Source organism: Bradyrhizobium iriomotense, assembly GCF_018129405.1.
GTDB classification, from domain to species: Bacteria; Pseudomonadota; Alphaproteobacteria; order Rhizobiales; family Xanthobacteraceae; genus Bradyrhizobium; species Bradyrhizobium iriomotense_B.
The window spans coordinates 643,660-662,306 of the sequence record NZ_JAFCLP010000001.1 but is presented as its reverse complement, the minus strand read 5'-3'; the positions used below and the strand labels follow the sequence as shown (position 1 = coordinate 662,306).

Here is an 18,647-nt window from a genome sequence, read left to right as displayed (position 1 = left end):
GCGCGGCGTTTGCCGCGCCGCTGCCCTTATACCTTCGCCTTCGGATCGATCGGCGTCGTCCCGCGCAGGCCGAGAATGTCTTCCAGCACCTTCGCGCCGGCAATCACCTGTGCGTCGGCGCGCGGGGCGCCGACCACCTGCACGCCGACCGGCAGGCCGGAGGCCGTGAAGCCACAGGGCAACGACAGCGACGGGCAGCAGGCGAGCGTGATGGCGTAGACGATGCCGAGCCATTCGATGTAGTTCTCGAACCTCTTGCCGTCGCATTCGGCGACGTAGCGGTTTTCGATCGGGAAGGGCGGCACGATCGTCGTCGGCACCAGAAGCAGGTCGTAGCGCTTGAAGAACTCGACCGCGCGGGCGGTCATGCCGACGCGCTGCGCCTCGGCGCGCGCGAGCTGCTCGACCGTCAGCTTGAGGCCTTCCTCGATGTTCCAGATCACCTCGGGCTTGAGCAGGTCGCGCTTGGTGCGCAGCAGATTGGCCTTGGTGATCGCGAAATCGAAGGCGCGCAGCACGTGGAAGCATTCATGCGCCTCGCGCCAGTCCGGATGCGCCTCCTCGACGATGGCGCCAGCTTCCGCGAAACGTTCGGCGGCCTTGCGCGTGATCGCCTTCACTTCGGGATCGACCGGGGTGATGCCGAGATCGGGCGAGTAGGCGATGCGCTTCGGTCTCTTGCCGGCCTGGGCCGCCGACAGGAACGAGGTTGCGGGGGCCGGCAGCGACAGCGGATCGTCCGCATAGTCGCCGCTCATCGCATCCAGCAGCAGCGCAAGATCCTCGACGTTGCGCGCCATCGGGCCGACGACGCCGAGATTGCGATCGATGCCCGATTTGGGAGTATGTGCGACGCGGCCGATGCTCGGCCGCATGCCGACGACGCCGCAGAACGCCGCCGGGCTGCGCAAGGATCCGCCCATGTCGGAGCCCTGCGCGAGCCAGGCCATGCCGGTCGCAAGCGCGACGGCCGCGCCGCCGGACGAGCCCGCAGCCGATTTCGTCGTATCCCACGGATTGAGCGTCGCGCCGAACACCTCGTTGAAGGTGTTGGCGCCGGCGCCGAACTCCGGCGTGTTGGATTTGGCGTAGACCACCGCGCCGTTGGCTTCGAGGTTCTCGACCATGAGGTCGGACTTCGCGGGAATGCTGTCCCTGAAGATCGGCGAGCCCTGCGTGTTCAGCACGCCCGCGACGTCGGTGAGGTCCTTGATCGGCACCGGCAGGCCTGCGAGCAGTCCGCGCGCACCGGCCGGCTTCTGCATCATTGCCTTCGCATTGGTGCGGGCGCGATCGAAGCACAGGATCGGCAGCGCGTTCACCTTGCCGTCGACCTCGCCGATGCGCTTCTCCAGCACATCCAGCAGCTCGAGCGGCGAGACGTCGCCGGAGCGCAGCTTGTCGACGACGGTGCAGGCGGTTTCGCGGATCAGGTCAGACAAAGTCTATAGCTCCTCATTGGTCGTCTTCGTCATTCCGGGGCGATGCGCAGCATCGAACCCGGAATCTCGAGATTCCGGGTTCGCCCTTCGGGCGCCCCGGAATGACTCATGTGCGTTAACCCCACCCGGCGCTGATGCCGCCGTCCACCGTGTAGATCACGCCCGAGATATAGCCGGCGCGATCCGACGCCAGGAACGCCATGAGATCGCCGATCTCCCGCGCATGCGCGGGGCGGCCGAGCGGCAGGCTCTTCTGGAATTCCTTGTAGCGGCTCTCGTCGCCGAACTGGTGCTTTGCCCGCGTTTTGAGCAGGGTGACGTGGCGGTCGGTGCCGACGGGCCCGGGATTTATGCCGACGACGCGGATGTTGTCTGCGAGGCTTTTTCCCCCGAGCGCACGGGTGAAAGCCATCAGCGCGGCATTGCCGGCACTGCCGCAGATGTAGTTGGCGTCGAATTTTTCTCCGGCGGCGCCGATGTCGTTGACGATGACGCCGCCGCCCCTGGCCTTCATCTGGGCGTAGATATGCCGCGTGAGGTTGATATAGCCGAACACCTTCAATTCCCAGGCGTGCCGCCAGGCCGCCTCGTCGATCTTGTCGATCGAGCCGCCCGGGATATCGCCGGCGTTGTTGACGAGGACGTCGATGTCGGCGGCTTCCTTCGCCAGCCGTACGACATCCTCTTCCTTGCGCAAGTCGACAATGCTCGTCGCGGCGTCGATCTGGTGCGCGGCGCGCAGGCGATCCGCCAACGCCTTGAGCTGGTCGCCGCTGCGGGCCGCCAGCAGGAGATGCGCGCCTTCCTCGGCAAACGCCTCGGCGGCGGCAGCGCCAATGCCCTTGGACGCGCCGGTGATCAGGACGCGCTTGCCACGCAGATGCAAATCCATGGGGAGTACTCGCAGGATGGGAACAGGATGAAATCAGTAGGCGCCCGGCTGCGCCATGGTCAACATTGCAGTGCAGCGTTGCGCTGCCGCCGACTTTGGTCCATTGCAGTGCGGTCAAAAAAGACGGCGGCTGCCGGACCAACCAAGGACGTTCTCGATGAGCAAGAAACAATACCGGATCGCGGTCATTCCCGGCGACGGCATCGGCAAGGAAGTGATGCCGGAAGGCCTGCGCGTTCTGGAGGCGGCCGCGAAGAAGCATGGCGTCTCCGTGCATTTCGACCATTTCGACTTCTCGTCCTACGATTACTACGAGAAGCACGGCCAGATGATGCCCGATGACTGGAAGGAGAAGATCGGCAAGCACGACGCGATCTATTTCGGCGCGGTCGGCTGGCCGGCGAAGATTCCGGATCACGTCTCGCTGTGGGGCTCGCTGATCAAGTTCCGCCGCGAGTTCGACCAGTACGTGAATTTGCGTCCGGTGCGGCTGATGCCCGGCGTGCCGTCGCCGCTGGCGGGTCGCAAGCCCGGCGACATCGATTTCTGGGTGGTGCGCGAGAACACCGAAGGCGAATATTCCTCCGTCGGCGGCCGCATGTTCCCGGATACCGACCGCGAGTTCGTCACCCAGCAGACGGTGATGACCCGCACCGGCGTCGATCGCATCCTGAAATTCGCCTTCGAGCTCGCGCAGTCGCGGCCGAAGAAGCACCTGACTTCGGCGACCAAGTCCAACGGCATCTCCATCACCATGCCCTATTGGGACGAGCGCGTGGAGGCGATGGCCAAGAAGTTCCCGGGCGTGAAGTGGGACAAGTACCACATCGACATCTTGACCGCGAACTTCGTGCTGCATCCGGACTGGTTCGACGTCGTGGTCGGCTCGAACCTGTTCGGCGACATCCTCTCCGATCTCGGCCCCGCCTGCACTGGCACAATCGGCATCGCCCCGTCAGGCAACATCAACCCCGAGGGCGATTTCCCCTCGGTGTTCGAGCCGGTGCACGGCTCGGCACCTGACATCGCAGGGCAGGGCATCGCCAACCCGATCGGCATGATCTGGTCGGGCGCGATGATGCTCGAGCATCTCGGCGAGAAGGAAGCCGGCAAGTCGATCGTCGAGGCGATCGAGCGCACGCTGGCAGAGCGCACGCTCCGCACCAAGGACCTCGGCGGCAACGCCGACACCACCGCCTGCGGCAAGGCGGTTGCGGATATGGTGGATTGAGGCGGGGCGTTAGCGAGCGCTAAATCCGGCCTCGCAGCAAACTCTCCTGTCGTCCCGGCGAAGGCCGGGACCCATAACCACAGGGAGGAGTGTGGTGCAAAACGCCCACTCCGACCTTTCGCAAAACTTCTTTCTGTGGGTATGGGTCCCGGATCGGCGCACAGCTCTCGGCAACGCTAGGCGTTGTCGAGAGCTGCGCTTGTCCGGGACGACATCGGTGCTTTTGACGCGCACTACACATACGACTTCCGCGCCGGATCGAAGATCGGCGGATAATCATTCTCGTCGAGCAGGTCGAGAAACGGGTCGAGCCCCCTGGTCTTGATCAGCCCGAGCTCCTGATGCGAGATCAGGTTCACTGTGAGGATCTCGACCGGATCGCCCGCGATCTCGAGCGCTTCGGCGATCTCCTTGTCGGGGCCGATGATCGGTGTGAGAAACAGGAACGTCTGGAAGTCCGTTCCTGCAACCGGCGGCCACGGCAGCGCGACGCGATGGCCGAAGCCGAACCAGGTCGTGTCGATGAACGGCAGATTGGCCAGCCAGCGCAGATTGGCGCGAACCTCCTCTGTCGGTTCGCGGACATACCACATCAGCTCGGCACGCGGCTTTGCGTCCCCAAGCACCCCCGGCATCCGTTGCTCGCTCATGCCGTTGGTCAGAAGCACGTAGCCTTCGTCAGATCCCTCCTGGCACACCGGCACGAAATCGCGGCCAAAGGCGTGGATGTCGATGCGGCGCTCCGCGCTGTCGGTGAAGCTGTGCTCGGGCTCGCCAAGCTCGCCTTCGTAGATGGCCAGCCGATGCCGGTAGAGGTCGGTCGCGTGTGATGGCTCCGCGGAGCCGGACATGAGCTTTGCGAGACGGGAGAACATGTGAACCTCGGGGCGGATGTGGACCGGGATATCCGCGTTGTCGCGAGACGACGCGGGCCGGTTCAAATCCGCTCCACGAGGGCGGCGATGCTGCGCTTTAGTCCAGACCTACTTGCGCGATAATGCAGTCGGCCGGGCTATTCTCAGCGATGCGCTTCGTTCGATCAGCCTACGATCTTCTCGATCGCCGCCTGATCCAAGCCGAACTTCTTCCCGGCCTCCAGAATCTCCTGCCAGGTGGTCGGATCGACTGGAATGCCTTCGGCGAGGCGCTTCTTCTTGGTCTCGCGCTCGGGGTCGCCGGCGATCTTGACCTTGTCGATTCCAGGCGCGGGTGGCGAGCCGGTGTGCCAGGCCACAAAACTCTCGACCTCGCGTGCGAGGTTTTCGCCGGTGCCGAGCTTGCCCGGGTCGATGACGATCGAGAGCATGCCGTTGATGACGTTGTACTTGCCGTCGGACGGGCCCTTGACCACCTGCCCGCCGGAGAGCGCGCCGCCGAGAATTTCGCACACGAGCGCGAGCCCCGAACCCTTGTGCTCGCCGAACGGGAGGATAGCGCCGTACGGCGGGATCACGGTGTAGCGCGGATTGACCGTGGGCTTGCCTTCATTGTCGATGATGGTGCCGGGCTCCAGCTCGACGCCCTTGTTGTGGGCAACGCGGGTCTTGCCCTGCGCGATCCTGCTGGTGGCGAAGTCGAGCACGATCGGGTCCTTGCCCCTGCGCGGGATGCCGACACAGAACGGGTTGGTGCCGTGGCGCGCATCGCTGCCGCCCCAGGGCGCCACGATCGGGCGCGAGATCACGTTGACGAAGTGGATCGAGACCAGCCCGTGGTCGATGCACTGCTCGGCCCAGTGGCCGATGCGGCCAATGTGGTGCGAGTTGGAAAGGCCGACGAGGCATACGCCGTTGCTCTTGGCGCGCTCGGCGGCCAGCTCCATCGCTTCATGGCCGATCACCTGGCCGTAGCCGGTGAGGCCGTCGAGGGTGAGCAGCGGACCGGTGTCGAGCACGATCTTGACGTGCTGGTTCACGGCGAGACCGCCATTGGTGACGCTCTGCACATAGCGCGGGATCATGCCGACGCCGTGCGAGTCATGTCCCCTAAGATTGGCCTCGACGAGATTGGTGGACACGAGCTCGGCCTCGCGGTCCGTGGAGCCGCCGGCCTTGACAATGGTACGGATGGCGTCGGTGAGCGGCTCTGCCTTGATGGTGCGATAGTCGGCCATTGTTGTTGCTCTTATCCTTTCACGATCCGGCGGCAGTGAACCCACGCCGCTTCAATCAGGTTTTCGCTCGCCTCCGGCGTGCGGAACGCCGAATGCGCCGACAGCGTCACGTTCGGCAGCTTCGTCAGTGGATGGTCGCCCGGCAGCGGCTCGATGTTGAAGACGTCGAGGCCGGCATGCCGGATGTGGCCGGACTTCAGCGCGTCGATCATCGCGGCCTCATCGACGATCGCGGCGCGGGCGGTGTTGACGAGGATGACACCAGGCTTCATCGCAAGGATCTTCTCGCGGGTGATCATGCCGCGCGTCTCGTCGTTGAGCAGCAGGTGCAGCGATACGACATCGCTCCTCGCCAGCACCGTGTCGAGATCGGTGAATTCGACGCCCCGATAGCTCTTCGGCGAGCGGTTCCAGGCGATTACCTTCATGCCGCTGCCCGTCGCGATGCGCGCGACTTCCGTTGCGATGCCGCCGAAGCCGATCAGGCCGAGCGTCTTGCCGGTGAGCTGCATGCCGTCCTCGCGCAGCCAGCTTCCGGCGCGCATCTCGCGGTCCATCATCGCGATGACGCGGGCCGAGGCCCACATCAGCGCGATCGCGGATTCCGCCACGGCCGTGTCGCCATAGCCCTTGATCAGGTGCACGGAGATGCCGAGCTCGGCGAGCTCCTCCGGGTTCATGTAGCTGCGCGCGCCGGTGCCGAGGAACACGACGTGCTTCAGGCCGGTGCACTTCTTCGCCACCTCGGTCGGCAGCGCGGTGTGGTCGACGATCGCGATCGCGGCGCCGTCAAGGATTTCGGGGTATTGCTCGGGCTTGATATCGGGGTCCCGGTGGATCCGAACCTTGGGATCACCAGGCTTCTCCAGCCGTTTCATGATCACGGCGAGGGCTTCGTTGGCGTCGACGAAAACTCCGCGCATGGCTCTCTCCGGTCAGGACGCGACGCCGGCGATCGCCAGCACGGTATGCATCAGCACGTTGGTGCCGGCGGCGCAGTCGGGCTGGGTGGCGTCCTCCAGCTCGTTGTGGCTGATGCCGTCCTTGCAGGGCACGAACACCATCGCCGCCGGCATGACGGTGTTGAGGTTGCAGGCATCGTGGCCGGCGCCGGAGGTGATGCGGCGGGAGGAATAGCCGAGCGTCTTTGCCGCGTTCTCGACCGCCGCGATCAGCTTCGGATCGAAATGCGTCGGCGGCTTGCGCCAGACCAGGTCGATCTTGACCTCGACCTCGCGGCGCGCGGCGATCTCGGCAATGGCGGCGCGCAGGTCGCGGTCGAGCGCATCCATGATCGCGCCATCCGCGCTGCGGCAGTCCATGGTGAAGGCGATCTCGCCGGGAATGACGTTGCGCGAGGGGTTTGCGATCACGGCCTCGCCGATGGTGCCGACTGCATTCGGCCCATGCTTCTTCGCAATCGCCTCCATCGCCAGCACGATCTCCGACAGCGTCGCCAGCGCATCGCGCCGCAGCGGCATCGGGGTCGAACCCGCATGGCTCTCGAAGCCGGAAATCTTGCCGTCGTACCAGAGCACGCCCTGACCGGAATCGACCACGCCGATGGTCTTGCCTTCGGCCTCCAAAATCGGCCCCTGCTCGATGTGCAGCTCGACGAAGCAGCCGAGCTTCTGGAAGCCGACCGGCTTGTCGCCGCGATAGCCGATGCTGTCGAGCGCCTGGCCGACGGTCGTGCCCTCGATATCCTTGCGCGACAGGATGTCGTCGGTGGTGAAATCGCCGACATAAGCGGCGGAGGCCATCATCGCCGGCGCGAAGCGCGAGCCTTCCTCGTTGGTCCAGTTGACGACGCAGATCGGCGCCTCGGTCTCGATGCCGGCATCGTTCAGCGTGCGGATCACTTCCAGCGCGCCGAGCGTTCCCAGGATGCCGTCATACTTGCCGCCGGTCGGCTGGGTGTCGAGATGCGAGCCGATCCCGATCGGCAGCTTCGACATGTCGCGACCCTTGCGCAGGCCGAACATCGATCCCAGCGCATCGACGTGCACCTCCAGTCCGGCATCCTCGCAGGCCTTGCGGAACCAATCGCGCACCTGCTTGTCTTCGCTGCTCAGCGTCAGCCGCCGCACGCCGCCCTTGGCCGTCGCGCCGAACTGCGCGGTGTCGTGGATGGAGCCCCAGAGGCGGGCGGAATCGATTTGCAGGTTCGTGGCGGCTCGGCTCATGCGTCTCTTCCATATGTCGCTGTCATTCCGGGGCGCCCGCAGGGCGAACCCGGAATCTCGAGATTCCGGGTTCGATGCTGTCGCATCGCCCCGGAATGACGGTAGAAAATCCGGCTCCTTTTCAATGACGCGCCAGCGCGGGCGCGTCAACCGCGAGGCTGCTCTGCGCAATCTGCCGTGCAAGCTCTGCGACGCGCTCCACGGCGACGACATCGGGTGAAGCGAGCCAGCTTGCGGTGAAGGTGAGCGGCGCGATGGCGAGGTCGGTGTCGAGCAGTTGCAGGCGCCCGTCGGCAAGCTCGTTCTCGACGATGGCGTCCGGAATCACGGCGATGCCGAGTCCCTCGACCGCCATGTGGATGACGGTCGCCAGCGACGCGGATGCATGCAGCCGGATCGGTGGCAGCTCCGGCCGGTCGAACACCTCGCGCACGACTTCGTAGGGCTTGGTCTTGCGCGGGAAGGTGATGATCGGAAACCGTGCGAGCTCTGCCGGCGTGACCGGGCCCTTGCCGAGCCCGAGCGAGGGGCTTGCGAGGAATCCGATCGGGTAGTCGGCGAGCACGCGGTTGTGCACGCCGGAGGCCGACAGCGGCCCCACCACGAAAGCAAGCTCGATCTCCTGCGCGAGCAGGCGCGCGGTGAGGTTCGGCGTGATGTCGACCTCGATCTCCAGCGACAGGTTCGGATAGATCTCGTTCACGCTCTTCACGAGCTGCGGCAGCCAGGTATGCACGATGGTCTCGGCGACGCCGAGCCGCATCACGCCGCGCATCGCCGAGCGGTCGCCGATCTCCGCCAACATCTGCGCGCGCAGGCCAATCAGCTTCTCCGCATAGACCATCATCTGCCGGCCGCTCGGCGTCGGCGAAGCGACGCGATGATCGCGGTTCAGCAGCTTCACGCCCATCTCGCGCTCGAGCTGGGCAATGCGCTGGGAGATCGCCGGCTGGGTGGTATTGAGCCGTTGTGCAGCACCGCGAAAGCTGCCGAGCTTCACAACCCAGAGGAACGTCTCGATCGACCTGAAGTCCAGCATTGGAAGGATTTTCCCAGTCGATAAATTGGATTTATCGAGATTGATTAGAAACGAAGATTAGACTTTATAGCACGCTTGGTGTTGGCTGTCTTTGTCGAGTTTATAGGCAGGTCGATCACATGACTGTTTTGGTGGCAGCGCAGCAAACTGAAACGCCCGACACGCTCCCAAGCCGCAAGGCGCGGCTCGCCTATCGCGCCGGCGAGGTGGGGTCGACCGCCGGGGTCGCCCCCGGCTTCGTCCAGGGCAATTTGGCGATCCTGCCCGCCGAATACGCCAGCGCCTTTCACCGCTTCTGCCAGCTCAATCCGAAACCGTGTCCGATCATCGGCATGTCCGACGTCGGCAGCCCGCATATTCCGGCGCTGGGCGCCGATCTCGACATCCGCACCGACGTTCCCCGCTACCGCGTCTGGCGCGACGGCGAAGTCGTCGACGAGCCGACTGATGTGAAGAGCTACTGGCGCGACGACCTCGTGACCTTCGTGCTCGGCTGCTCGTTCTCGTTCGAAGAGGCGCTGCTCGACGAGGGCATGCCGATCCGCCACATCGAGCAGAACGTGCGCGTGCCGATGTACCGCACCAACATCGCCTGCGGCGAGGCCGGTCCGTTTGCGGGCCCCATGGTGGTGTCGATGCGCCCATTCAAGCCGGCCGATGCGATCCGCGCGGTGCAGATCACCTCGCGCTTTCCTGCCGTGCACGGCGCGCCCGTGCATCTCGGCCATCCGCACCTGATCGGCATCAAGGACATCGCCAAGCCCGACTACGGCGATCCGGTGCCCGTCGCGGACGACGAGATCCCGGTGTTCTGGGCCTGCGGCGTGACGCCGCAATCGGTGATCAATGCCGCAAAGCTGCCGTTCGCAATCACGCATTCGCCCGGCCTGATGCTGGTGACGGATCTGAAGAACAGGACCATGGCCGTGATTTAATGGGCAGCGTTTGCTGCTTCTTCGGGCTTTACGCTATCTGTCAATCGCTTCATTCGATACGCGCAAATACGAATAACAGGGGACTTGAACCAATGACGATCACTCGCCGCGACGTTCTGCTCGGAGCTGCCGCCACTGCCGCGTTGATGCCGCTAGCCGCGCGGGCGCAGACGTCCGAAGTGGTGATCGGTCTGACCTATCCGATGTCCGGCGCCAATGCCCAGATCGGCGTCGATGCTCAGCGCGCCTACGAGACGGCGGCCGAGATCATCAACAAGGACTTCGATTTCGACCTGCCGCTGGCAAAGGGTGAAGGCCTGCCGGGCCTCGGCGGCGCCAAGATCCGCCTCGTCTATGCCGACCATCAGGGCGATCCGCAGAAGGGCCGTGCCGAAGCCGAGCGCCTGATCACGCAGGAGAAGGTTTGTGCCATCCTCGGCACCTATCAGAGCGCGGTCGCGGTCACGGTCAGCCAGACCTGCGAGCGTTATCAGATTCCGTTCATCTCGGCGGACAATTCCTCGCCGAGCCTGCATCGCCGCGGCCTCAAGTACTATTTCCGGCCGTCGCCCCATGACGAGATGTTCTCGGGCGCGATGTTCGATTTCTTCGATGCGCTGAAGAAGAAGGGCACCAAGGTCGAGACGCTGGCGCTGTTCCACGAGGACACGATCTTCGGCACCGACTCCGCCAACGCCCAGCTCAAGCTGGCGGCCGACCGCGGCTACAAGGTCGTCGCCGACATCAAGTATCGCGCCAACTCGCCGTCGCTGTCGGCGGAAGTGCAGCAGCTCAAGGCGGCGAACGCCGACGTGCTGATGCCCTCGAGCTACACCACCGACGGCATCCTGCTGGTCAAGACCATGGCCGAGCTCGGCTACAAGCCGAAGGCGATCGTGGCGCAGGCCGCCGGCTTCTCAGAGAAGGCGCTCTACGACGCCGTCGGCGACAAGCTCGAGGGCGTGATTACGCGCGGCAGCTTCTCGCTCGATCTCGCCGCCAAGCGGCAGATGGTCGGCAAGATCAACGCGATGTTCAAGGAGAAGTCCGGCAAGGACCTCAACGACAACACCTCGCGCGAATTCATGGCGCTGATCATCATGGCGGACGCCATCAACCGCGCCAAGTCGACCGACGGTGAGAAGGTCCGCGAGGCGCTCGCCGCAACCACGATGCCGGCCGAGCAGACCATCATGCCCTGGAAGAGCGTCAAGTTCGACGAGATGGGCCAGAACAACGATGCCGATCCGGTGCTGCTGCAATATATCGGCGGCAAGTTCGTCACCGTTTCGCCGGAGCAGGCGGCGGTTGCCGAACCGGTCTGGCCGATGAAGTGAGGATGCGTGCGGGGGCCCGGTAGCTCCCGACCTCGATCCTGAGAAACGGACGAAGCCTGCGTCGCAAACGACGGAGGCGGGCTTCTGCCTTGCGATGTGCGTTCGATCACGCCCCTCGGGGTGAGGGTTTTTTCTGGGGGACAAGTTGCTGACAGTCGAAACCGTTGTCCAAAGTCTCGCGAGCGGCCTGTTGATGGGGCTGCTCTATGGACTGATCGCAGTCGGCCTTGCGCTGATCTTCGGCCTGATGGACGTCACGAACTTCGCTCATGGCGAGTTCCTGATGATCGCAATGTACCTGTCCTTCTTCCTGTTCGCGTTCTTCGCCATCGATCCCTTGCTGTCGGCGCCATTGGTCGCCGCCGGACTCTTCGTGTTCGGAGCGGTGGTCTATCTGCTCCTTGTACGCTTCGCCATGCGGGCCAAGGCCAATGCCGGCATGGTGCAGATCTTCACAACCTTCGGTCTGGCCATCGTCATGCGCGGCCTCGCGCAGTATTTCTTCACGCCGGACTATCGCAGCATTCCCCAGTCCTGGCTCGGTGGTAAAACCATCTCGGTTGCCGGCATCTTCCTGCCGGAGCCGCAACTGGTCGGTGCGCTGGTCTCGATCGCGGCCTTTGCCGGCCTCTACCTCTTCATCCACCGCACCGACTTCGGGCGCGCGCTGGAAGCCACCCGCGAGGATCCCGGCGCGGTCGCGCTCGTCGGCATCGACAAGAACCGCGTGTTCGCGTTCGGCTGGGGCCTCGGCGCCGCGCTGGTCGGTCTCGCCGGTGCGATCATGGCGGTGTTCTTCTACATCTATCCCGACGTCGGCGCGTCGTTTGCCCTGATCGCCTATGTCACGGTGGCGCTCGGCGGCTTCGGCAGCGTGTTCGGCGCCTTCGCCGGTGGCATCATCGTCGGCCTGGTCGAAGCGGTCACCGCACTGGTGCTGCCGCCTTCGCTGAAATCGGTCGGCATCTACGCTGTGTACCTGCTCGTCGTCTTCATCCGGCCGCGTGGCCTGTTCGGGTCGATGTGATGGACAAGAATTTTGCCGCGCGGCGCCGCCGCGACCTCATCATCGCCGCGGTTCTGGCCGTGATCGCCGCGCTTACGCCATTGTTCGTGAAGGACGTCGTCGTCCAGAACATCCTGATCCTGACGCTGATGTATGCGGGACTGTCACAGAGCTGGAACATCCTGTCCGGCTATTGCGGGCAGATCTCGCTCGGGCACGCGCTCTATTTTGGTCTCGGGGCCTACACCACCGAGTTGCTCTTCACCAAGTTCGGCGTGCTGCCCTGGTTCGGCATGCTGGCGGGCGGCGTGGTGTCGGCGCTGATCGCCATGGGGCTCGGTTATCCCTTCTTCCGCCTGCGTGGCCATTACTTCGTCATCGCGACCATCGTCATCGCTGAGATCGGCTTGCTTCTGTTCCATAATTGGGAATGGGCCGGCGCCGCGATGGGCATCACCATTCCGATCCGTGGCGACAGTTGGCTGAAATTCCAGTTCGCCCGCAGCAAGCTGCCGTATTTCTATTTCGCCCTGTTGCTGGCTTGCGTCGCCTGGTTCGTCACCTGGTGGCTGGAGGATTCCAAATGGGGCTATTGGTGGCGTGCGGTAAAGGACAATCCGGACGCGGCCGAGAGCCTCGGCGTCGACGTGTTCAATTCCAAGATGGGCGCGGCCGCGGTCTCCGCCTTCCTGGTTGCCGTCGGCGGCAGCTTCTACGCCCAGTTCGTCTCCTACATCGACCCTGAGAGCGTCATGGGCTTTCAGTTTTCGCTGCTGATGGCGTTGCCCGCTGTGCTGGGCGGCATCGGCACCCTGTGGGGACCGGTGCTCGGCGCCGCCATTCTGATCCCGCTGACTGAGCTGACGCGCTTCAAGTTCGGCGGCTCGGGGAGCGGTGTCGACCTCATCGTCTATGGCACGCTGATCGTCCTGATCTCACTGGCCTTGCCGCGAGGGCTGATGAGCCTGTTTTCACGCCCGAAGAAGACGGGAGCCACGCGATGACCGCACTCCTGGAAACACGCGGCGTCTGGCAACGCTTCGGCGGCCTCGTCGCCAACAGCGACGTCTCGATCTCGGTCGGCCGCGGCGAGATCGTCGGTCTGATCGGTCCGAACGGGGCCGGCAAGTCGACGCTGTTCAATCTCATCGCCGGCGTGCTGCCGCCCACTCAAGGCTCGATCTGGTTCGATGGCGAGGACGTCACAAAACTGCCGGCGGCCGAACGCTGCCAGCGCGGCGTCGGGCGCACCTTCCAGGTCGTCAAGAGCTTCGAGACCATGACTGTCATCGACAACGTCATCGTCGGTGCGCTCGTGCGCAACACGGTGATGCGCGAGGCCCGCCGCAAGGCGCATGAGGTGCTGGAGTTCACCGGCCTTGCTGCGCGCGCCGACGTGCTCGCGAGTGACCTCGTGCCGGCGGAGAAGCGCCGCCTCGAAGTCGCGCGGGCGCTTGCGACCGAACCGAAACTGTTGCTGCTCGACGAGGTCCTCACCGGCCTCACGCCGACCGAGGCGCAGACCGGCGTGGCGCTGGTGCGCAAGGTGCGCGAGACCGGCATCACCGTCTTGATGGTCGAGCACGTCATGGAGATCGTGATGCCACTGGTCGATCGCGCGATCGTGCTCGACCTCGGCAAGGTGCTGGTCGAGGGCAAGCCCGCCGATGTCGTCCGCGATCCCAAGGTGATCAGCGCATATCTGGGAGATCGCCATGCTGTCGGTGCATGAAGTCACGACCGCCTATCAGGGCCTGGTTGCGATCTCCGCGGTCTCGATCAAGGTCGAGAAGGGCGAGATCGTCTGCGTCGCCGGCGCCAACGGCGCGGGCAAGTCGACGCTGCTGAAATCCATCGCCGGCGCCGAGCGTCCGCGCTCGGGCACGGTGACCTTCGACGGCAAGCGCCTCGACGGCATGGCGCAGCATCACATCACCGCAACCGGCATCGCCTATGTGCCGGAGAACCGCCGCCTGTTCCCGCGCCTGTCGGTGCGCGACAATCTTCGTCTCGGCAGCTATCTCTATCGCAGCGAAGCGAACCGCGAAGAGCCGCTCGACCTCGTCTTCCAGCTGTTTCCGCGCCTGTCGGAGCGCCTGGAGCAGCGCGCCGAGACGCTCTCCGGCGGCGAGCAGCAGATGCTCGCGATCGGCCGCGCCCTGATGACGCGCCCACGGCTGTTGATGCTGGACGAGCCGTCGCAGGGCATCATGCCGAAGCTCGTCGACGAGATCTTCCAGGCGGTGAAGCGCATTCGCGATGCCGGCATGACCGTGCTGATCGTCGAGCAGCGCATGGCGGAGTGCCTCGAGATCGCCGACCGCGCCTACATCCTGCAGACCGGCCGCGTACTGATGCAGGGCCCCGCGGCGGAGATCAAGGGCAATCCCGACGTGCGCAAAGCGTATCTGGGGCTGTAGCGGCGCACGCACTGCCGTAGCCCGGATGAGCGAAGCGATATCCGGGACCGCTGGTCCCGCATGTCGCTACGCTCATGCGGGCTGCAGGCGCTGCCCCGTCCTCCGTCATTGCGAGCGCAGCGAAGCAATCCAGAGTCTTACCGTGGAGGGATTCTGGATTGCTTCGCTGCGCTCGCAATGACGAGGTTAGAGCCGGGCCTAATGTCCGTGCTCGTGCCCATGCTCCGGCAGCGTCACTCCGAACACCTTCACCAGATCCGTCACCTGCTCCGGTGACAGATACCGCGGGTTCATCCCGCGCAGCAGCAGGTACAGCTTGGCCGTCTCCTCCAGCTCTTCCGTGGCGAACACCGCGGCCTCCAGTGTGTCGCCGGCGACCACCGGTCCGTGATTGGCGAGCAGCACGGATGAGTACTTCCCCGCCAGCCCCTTGATCGCGTCCGCCACCGCGGGATCGCCGGGGCGGTAATAGGGCACGAGCGCGGTGGCGCCGCACTTCATCAGGTAATAGGCCGTCATCGGTGGCAGCGCGGCGCGCGGATCAACCTCAGGGAGCATCGAGAGCGCGACCGAATGCGTGGAGTGCAAATGCACGATCGCGCGGGCGCTGCCGCGCGTGTCGTAGAGCGCGGTGTGCAGCGGAACTTCCTTGGTCGGGGCATCGCCCGAAATCAGCCGGCCCTGGTCGTCCAGTCGCGACAGTTTTGCGGGATCGAGAAAGCCGAGCGAGGCGTTGGTCGGCGTCACCAGCCAGCCGCCGCCGTCCAGCCTGACGCTGATATTGCCGGAGGATCCCGGCGTCAGCCCGCGCTCGAACAGGGACCGTCCGAAGCGGCAGATATCCTCACGCAGCCGTGTCTCGTTGCTCATGGCCGTCATGCCCGCTTGTCTCACGCTTTGGCAGCGCGGCCAAGCCGTGTTATTCGGTTGCCAAGCTGCCGCAAAGGGCGGCTATTCGGGAAACGTTCGCAAGGATCAGTTGCATATGTCCGCCTCCACGTCACAAAATCAGCGTATCGCCGTCGTCGGGCTCGGCTCGATGGGGTTTGGCATGGCGACGTCGCTGCAGCGCGCCGGCCATGCCGTCACCGGCTGTGACGTTTCCGCTGACGCGGTGGCGCGGTTCGTGAAGGACGGCGGCGCGGGCGCCAGAACGCCGGCCGAGGCGGCCAAGAGCGCCGACATCGTCGTCAGCGTCGTCGTTAATGCCGCGCAGACCGAGGCGATCCTGTTCGGCAAGGACGGCGCGGCCGAAACCATGCCGAAGGACAGCGTGTTCGTCTCCTCCGCCACCATGGACCCGGACGTGGCGCGGCGCCTCGCAAAACAGCTGGAGGCGACCGGCCGGCATTATCTGGATGCGCCGATCTCCGGCGGGGCGCAGCGCGCCGCGCAGGGCGAGCTGACCATTCTCGCCTCCGGCAGCCCGGCCGCCTTTGCAAAAGCACGGCCGGCGCTCGATGCCATGGCCGCAAAGCTCTACGAGCTTGGCGATGCCGCTGGCCAAGGCGCCGCCTTCAAGATGATCAACCAATTGCTGGCCGGCGTTCACATCGCCGCCGCGAGCGAAGCGATGGCGTTCGCGGCCAAGCAGGGGCTCGACATCCGCAAGGTCTATGAAGTGATTACAGCCTCTGCCGGCAATTCCTGGATGTTCGAGAACCGCATGCCGCACGTGCTCGATGGCGACTACACGCCGCGCAGCGCGGTTGAGATCTTTGTCAAGGACCTCGGCATCATCCAGGACATGGCGCGCAGCGCCAGATTCCCGGTGCCGGTATCGGCCGCCGCCCTCCAGATGTTCCTGATGACGGCTGCCGCCGGCATGGGCCGCGACGACGACGCGTCGGTCGCGCGCATGTACGCGCAGGTCACCGGCGTGAAGCTGCCGGGCGACAAGTAAACCAGAGGATCTGCAATGCCCCGTTTCGCCGCCAACCTCTCGATGATGTTCACCGAGGTGCCGTTCCTCGACCGCTTCGATGCCGCAGCCCAGGCGGGATTCACCGCCGTCGAGTTTCTCTTTCCCTACGAGCATCCGGCGGAAGCCGTCGGCGAGCGGCTCAAGCGCAACGGCCTGACCCAGGCGCTGTTCAACCTGCCGCCGGGCGACTGGAATGCCGGCGAGAAAGGTTTTGCGGCGTTGCCGGCGCGCTTCAATGATCTCAAGGCGAGCCTGGAGACTGCGCTACCCTACGCCAAGGCGACCGGCGTCAAGCGGCTGCACCTGATGGCCGGCATCGCCAATCGCGGCGAGCGCGTCGCGATCGAGGCCTTCTACAAATCGGTGGCGTGGGCCGCTGAATTCTTCGCACCCCACGGCATCGACATCGTGCTCGAGCCGATCAATGCGCGTAACGTGCCCGGTTACTTCCTCAACGATTTCGGCTTCGCGCGCGACCTGATCCAGGAGCTGCGGCTGCCGAACCTGAGGCTCCAGTTCGACATCTATCACTGCCAGATCATCCACGGCGACGTCACCATGCGGCTGCGCGAGATGATGCCGATCATCGGCCACATCCAGATCGCCAGCATTCCCTCGCGCAACGAACCCGACGGCGAGGAGCTGAACTATCCATTCCTGTTCGAGGAGCTCGACCGGCTCGGCTATGCCGGCTTCGTCGGCTGCGAATACAATCCGCGCGGCAAGACCACCGATGGCCTTGCCTGGTTCAAGCCCTATGCGGGAGTGAAGCCGTGACCCTTGCCGCGAAAATTTCTCTGGGCTGCATCGCCGACGACTACACCGGTGCCTCCGATCTGGCCAACACGCTGACGCGCGCGGGCCTGCGCACGGTGCAGACCATCGGCGTACCTGCCGACGATCTGGCGCTGCCCGAGGTCGATGCCGTCGTGGTGTCCTTGAAGAGCCGATCGATCGAGGCCGGCGTTGCCGTATCGCGCTCGCGCGCAGCGGACAAATGGCTGCGCGGCCGCGGCGCGAGCCACGTGCTGTTCAAGATCTGCTCGACCTTCGATTCCACCGACGCCGGTAATATCGGCCCCGTCATGGATGCGTTGCGCGCCGATTGCGGCGAGGGCGCCGTGCTGGTGACGCCGGCCTTTCCGGAGACCGGTCGCACCGTCTATCAGGGCAACCTCTTCGTCGGCGCGGTGCCGCTGAACGAGAGCCCGCTGAAGGACCATCCGCTCAATCCGATGCACGATTCCAACCTGGTGCGGGTGCTGGCGCGCCAGAGCAAGACGCAGATCGGCCTCGTCGATCTCGCCACCGTCACGCGCGGCGCGGACGCCGTGCAGACGCGGCTGGCCGAGCTCGCCACCAAGGGCATCGGCGCTGCGATCATCGACGCTGTCTTCGACCGCGACCTCGAGACCATCGGTCTGGTCGCCGCCGAACATCGGCTATCGGTCGGCGCTTCCGGCATCGGCCTCGGGCTGGCGCGGGCGTTGGTCTCGACCGGCAAGGTCAAGTCGGCTGCGGCGAGCAACGAAGCCGGTGCTGCGGTCGGCGGATCGGTGGCGTGTCTTGCCGGAAGCTGCTCGCAGGCGACGCTTCAGCAGATCGCGAATGCCGAGCGTGTCATGCCGGTGTTACATCTCGACCCGGACCGTATTCTTACGAGCGCGGGTGAAGCGCAGCGTGCGCTGGACTGGGCAAGGCCGCGACTGCCCGAAGGTCCGGTGCTGATCGCATCGAGCTCGACACCCGGTCAGGTCGCCGCGCTTCAGGCGCGTCATGGTCGTGATGCGGCCGGGCATGCCATCGAGCAGACGATGGCCGACATTGCCGAAAGCCTTGTAAAATCAGGTGTCCGGCGTTTGGTCGTTGCCGGCGGCGAGACATCCGGCGCCGTGGTCGACCGGTTGAAGATTCCCGGCTTTCTCGTAGGAGTAGAAATTGCCGCCGGCGTTCCGGTGCTGCGTGCGGTCGGTGTTGAAGGCGACATGCTGCTCGCGCTGAAGTCCGGAAATTTCGGCGGCGCGGAGTTTTTCTCCGATGCGCTTAGGCTCATGCGCTGAGCGCAGAGCATTCTTAGCTGCCTGTTCATTTGTTTCGGGCTTCCGTACTCGTACGGAGTCGT

Annotated in this window: 18 protein-coding genes; 10 read left to right on the top strand and 8 right to left on the bottom strand. The window is 64.9% G+C overall.

Translation table 11 applies throughout. From position 1 onward, the window contains the following. Positions 1–26 precede the first annotated feature (26 nt). Positions 27–1,442, bottom strand: a complete 1,416-nt coding sequence (locus tag JQ592_RS02775) for an amidase (protein WP_211401377.1) — start codon at positions 1,440–1,442, stop codon at positions 27–29. Positions 1,443–1,557: 115 nt separating this feature from the next. Continuing rightward, on the bottom strand, positions 1,558–2,334 hold the full coding sequence (locus JQ592_RS02770) for an SDR family oxidoreductase (protein WP_211401376.1): 777 nt from the start codon (positions 2,332–2,334) through the stop codon (positions 1,558–1,560). Positions 2,335–2,491: 157 nt separating this feature from the next. Here JQ592_RS02770 and JQ592_RS02765 point away from each other — a divergent pair, with 157 nt between their 5' ends. Continuing rightward, positions 2,492–3,565, top strand: coding sequence for a tartrate dehydrogenase (locus JQ592_RS02765; protein ID WP_130368333.1), 1,074 nt, complete (start codon positions 2,492–2,494; stop codon positions 3,563–3,565). Positions 3,566–3,798: 233 nt separating this feature from the next. Here the strand turns inward: JQ592_RS02765 and JQ592_RS02760 are convergent, their stop codons facing one another. The 5 genes from JQ592_RS02760 to JQ592_RS02740 all read right to left on the bottom strand — a co-directional run bounded on the left by JQ592_RS02760 (position 3,799) and on the right by JQ592_RS02740 (position 8,903). Then, positions 3,799–4,440, bottom strand: a complete 642-nt coding sequence (locus tag JQ592_RS02760) for a suppressor of fused domain protein (RefSeq protein ID WP_211401375.1) — start codon at positions 4,438–4,440, stop codon at positions 3,799–3,801. A 164-nt stretch (positions 4,441–4,604) separates the two neighbouring features. Next, entirely contained in the window at positions 4,605–5,678 is a 1,074-nt protein-coding gene (locus tag JQ592_RS02755; RefSeq protein ID WP_211401374.1) for a malate/lactate/ureidoglycolate dehydrogenase, read from the bottom strand. 11 nt (positions 5,679–5,689) lie between these two features. Continuing rightward, the gene (locus JQ592_RS02750) at positions 5,690–6,601 is read right to left on the bottom strand and encodes an NAD(P)-dependent oxidoreductase (RefSeq protein WP_211401373.1); all 912 of its coding nucleotides are present in this window, start codon (positions 6,599–6,601) and stop codon (positions 5,690–5,692) included. A gap of 12 nt (positions 6,602–6,613) precedes the next feature. Continuing rightward, on the bottom strand, positions 6,614–7,864 hold the full coding sequence (locus JQ592_RS02745; protein WP_211401372.1) for a Zn-dependent hydrolase: 1,251 nt from the start codon (positions 7,862–7,864) through the stop codon (positions 6,614–6,616). Positions 7,865–7,985: 121 nt separating this feature from the next. Next, positions 7,986–8,903, bottom strand: a complete 918-nt coding sequence (locus JQ592_RS02740) for a LysR family transcriptional regulator (protein ID WP_211401371.1) — start codon at positions 8,901–8,903, stop codon at positions 7,986–7,988. Between the two features lie 119 nt (positions 8,904–9,022). Here JQ592_RS02740 and JQ592_RS02735 point away from each other — a divergent pair, with 119 nt between their 5' ends. From JQ592_RS02735 to JQ592_RS02710, 6 genes are all read left to right on the top strand, one after another. Next, positions 9,023–9,838 (top strand): putative hydro-lyase, encoded by an 816-nt coding sequence (locus tag JQ592_RS02735; RefSeq protein WP_211401370.1) that lies wholly within the window; start codon positions 9,023–9,025, stop codon positions 9,836–9,838. 92 nt (positions 9,839–9,930) lie between these two features. Next, positions 9,931–11,175, top strand: coding sequence for an ABC transporter substrate-binding protein (locus JQ592_RS02730; protein ID WP_211401369.1), 1,245 nt, complete (start codon positions 9,931–9,933; stop codon positions 11,173–11,175). Between the two features lie 148 nt (positions 11,176–11,323). Then, positions 11,324–12,202 carry a branched-chain amino acid ABC transporter permease gene (locus JQ592_RS02725; RefSeq protein WP_211401750.1) on the top strand — a complete coding sequence of 293 codons (879 nt, stop codon included), beginning with the start codon at positions 11,324–11,326 and terminating at the stop codon, positions 12,200–12,202. Then, on the top strand, positions 12,202–13,185 hold the full coding sequence (locus tag JQ592_RS02720) for a branched-chain amino acid ABC transporter permease (protein ID WP_211401368.1): 984 nt from the start codon (positions 12,202–12,204) through the stop codon (positions 13,183–13,185). Before JQ592_RS02725 ends, JQ592_RS02720 begins: the two co-directional genes overlap by 1 nt. Next, on the top strand, positions 13,182–13,913 hold the full coding sequence (locus JQ592_RS02715) for an ABC transporter ATP-binding protein (RefSeq protein WP_211401367.1): 732 nt from the start codon (positions 13,182–13,184) through the stop codon (positions 13,911–13,913). The genes JQ592_RS02720 and JQ592_RS02715 overlap by 4 nt, the downstream gene beginning before the upstream one ends. Continuing rightward, on the top strand, positions 13,897–14,601 hold the full coding sequence (locus JQ592_RS02710; protein ID WP_211401366.1) for an ABC transporter ATP-binding protein: 705 nt from the start codon (positions 13,897–13,899) through the stop codon (positions 14,599–14,601). The genes JQ592_RS02715 and JQ592_RS02710 overlap by 17 nt, the downstream gene beginning before the upstream one ends. Before the next feature lie 198 nt (positions 14,602–14,799). Here the strand turns inward: JQ592_RS02710 and JQ592_RS02705 are convergent, their stop codons facing one another. Beyond that, entirely contained in the window at positions 14,800–15,480 is a 681-nt protein-coding gene (locus tag JQ592_RS02705; RefSeq protein ID WP_211401365.1) for an aldolase, read from the bottom strand. 100 nt (positions 15,481–15,580) lie between these two features. Between JQ592_RS02705 and ltnD the strand changes: the two genes are divergently transcribed. Genes ltnD through otnK form a run of 3 tightly spaced genes read left to right on the top strand, consistent with a single transcriptional unit; the run spans position 15,581 to position 18,585 of the window. Continuing rightward, on the top strand, positions 15,581–16,504 hold the full coding sequence (gene ltnD / locus JQ592_RS02700) for an L-threonate dehydrogenase (RefSeq protein ID WP_433996395.1): 924 nt from the start codon (positions 15,581–15,583) through the stop codon (positions 16,502–16,504). A gap of 15 nt (positions 16,505–16,519) precedes the next feature. Further along, the gene (gene otnI, locus JQ592_RS02695; RefSeq protein ID WP_018648082.1) at positions 16,520–17,302 is read left to right on the top strand and encodes a 2-oxo-tetronate isomerase; all 783 of its coding nucleotides are present in this window, start codon (positions 16,520–16,522) and stop codon (positions 17,300–17,302) included. Further along, complete coding sequence (otnK, locus tag JQ592_RS02690) at positions 17,299–18,585, top strand: 3-oxo-tetronate kinase (RefSeq protein ID WP_211401363.1); 1,287 nt, start codon at positions 17,299–17,301, stop codon at positions 18,583–18,585. The genes otnI and otnK overlap by 4 nt, the downstream gene beginning before the upstream one ends. Positions 18,586–18,647: the final 62 nt, after the last annotated feature.

Coding starts and splice junctions, on each gene's coding strand:
- JQ592_RS02770 (WP_211401376.1), bottom strand. CDS start 2,334: ATGGATTTGCATCTGCGTGGCAAGCGCGTCCTGATCACCGGCGCGTCC.
- JQ592_RS02765 (WP_130368333.1), top strand. CDS start 2,492: ATGAGCAAGAAACAATACCGGATCGCGGTCATTCCCGGCGACGGCATC.
- JQ592_RS02760 (WP_211401375.1), bottom strand. CDS start 4,440: ATGTTCTCCCGTCTCGCAAAGCTCATGTCCGGCTCCGCGGAGCCATCA.
- JQ592_RS02755 (WP_211401374.1), bottom strand. CDS start 5,678: ATGGCCGACTATCGCACCATCAAGGCAGAGCCGCTCACCGACGCCATC.
- JQ592_RS02750 (WP_211401373.1), bottom strand. CDS start 6,601: ATGCGCGGAGTTTTCGTCGACGCCAACGAAGCCCTCGCCGTGATCATG.
- JQ592_RS02745 (WP_211401372.1), bottom strand. CDS start 7,864: ATGAGCCGAGCCGCCACGAACCTGCAAATCGATTCCGCCCGCCTCTGG.
- JQ592_RS02740 (WP_211401371.1), bottom strand. CDS start 8,903: ATGCTGGACTTCAGGTCGATCGAGACGTTCCTCTGGGTTGTGAAGCTC.
- JQ592_RS02735 (WP_211401370.1), top strand. CDS start 9,023: ATGACTGTTTTGGTGGCAGCGCAGCAAACTGAAACGCCCGACACGCTC.
- JQ592_RS02730 (WP_211401369.1), top strand. CDS start 9,931: ATGACGATCACTCGCCGCGACGTTCTGCTCGGAGCTGCCGCCACTGCC.
- JQ592_RS02720 (WP_211401368.1), top strand. CDS start 12,202: ATGGACAAGAATTTTGCCGCGCGGCGCCGCCGCGACCTCATCATCGCC.
- JQ592_RS02715 (WP_211401367.1), top strand. CDS start 13,182: ATGACCGCACTCCTGGAAACACGCGGCGTCTGGCAACGCTTCGGCGGC.
- JQ592_RS02710 (WP_211401366.1), top strand. CDS start 13,897: ATGCTGTCGGTGCATGAAGTCACGACCGCCTATCAGGGCCTGGTTGCG.
- JQ592_RS02705 (WP_211401365.1), bottom strand. CDS start 15,480: ATGACGGCCATGAGCAACGAGACACGGCTGCGTGAGGATATCTGCCGC.
- otnI (WP_018648082.1), top strand. CDS start 16,520: ATGCCCCGTTTCGCCGCCAACCTCTCGATGATGTTCACCGAGGTGCCG.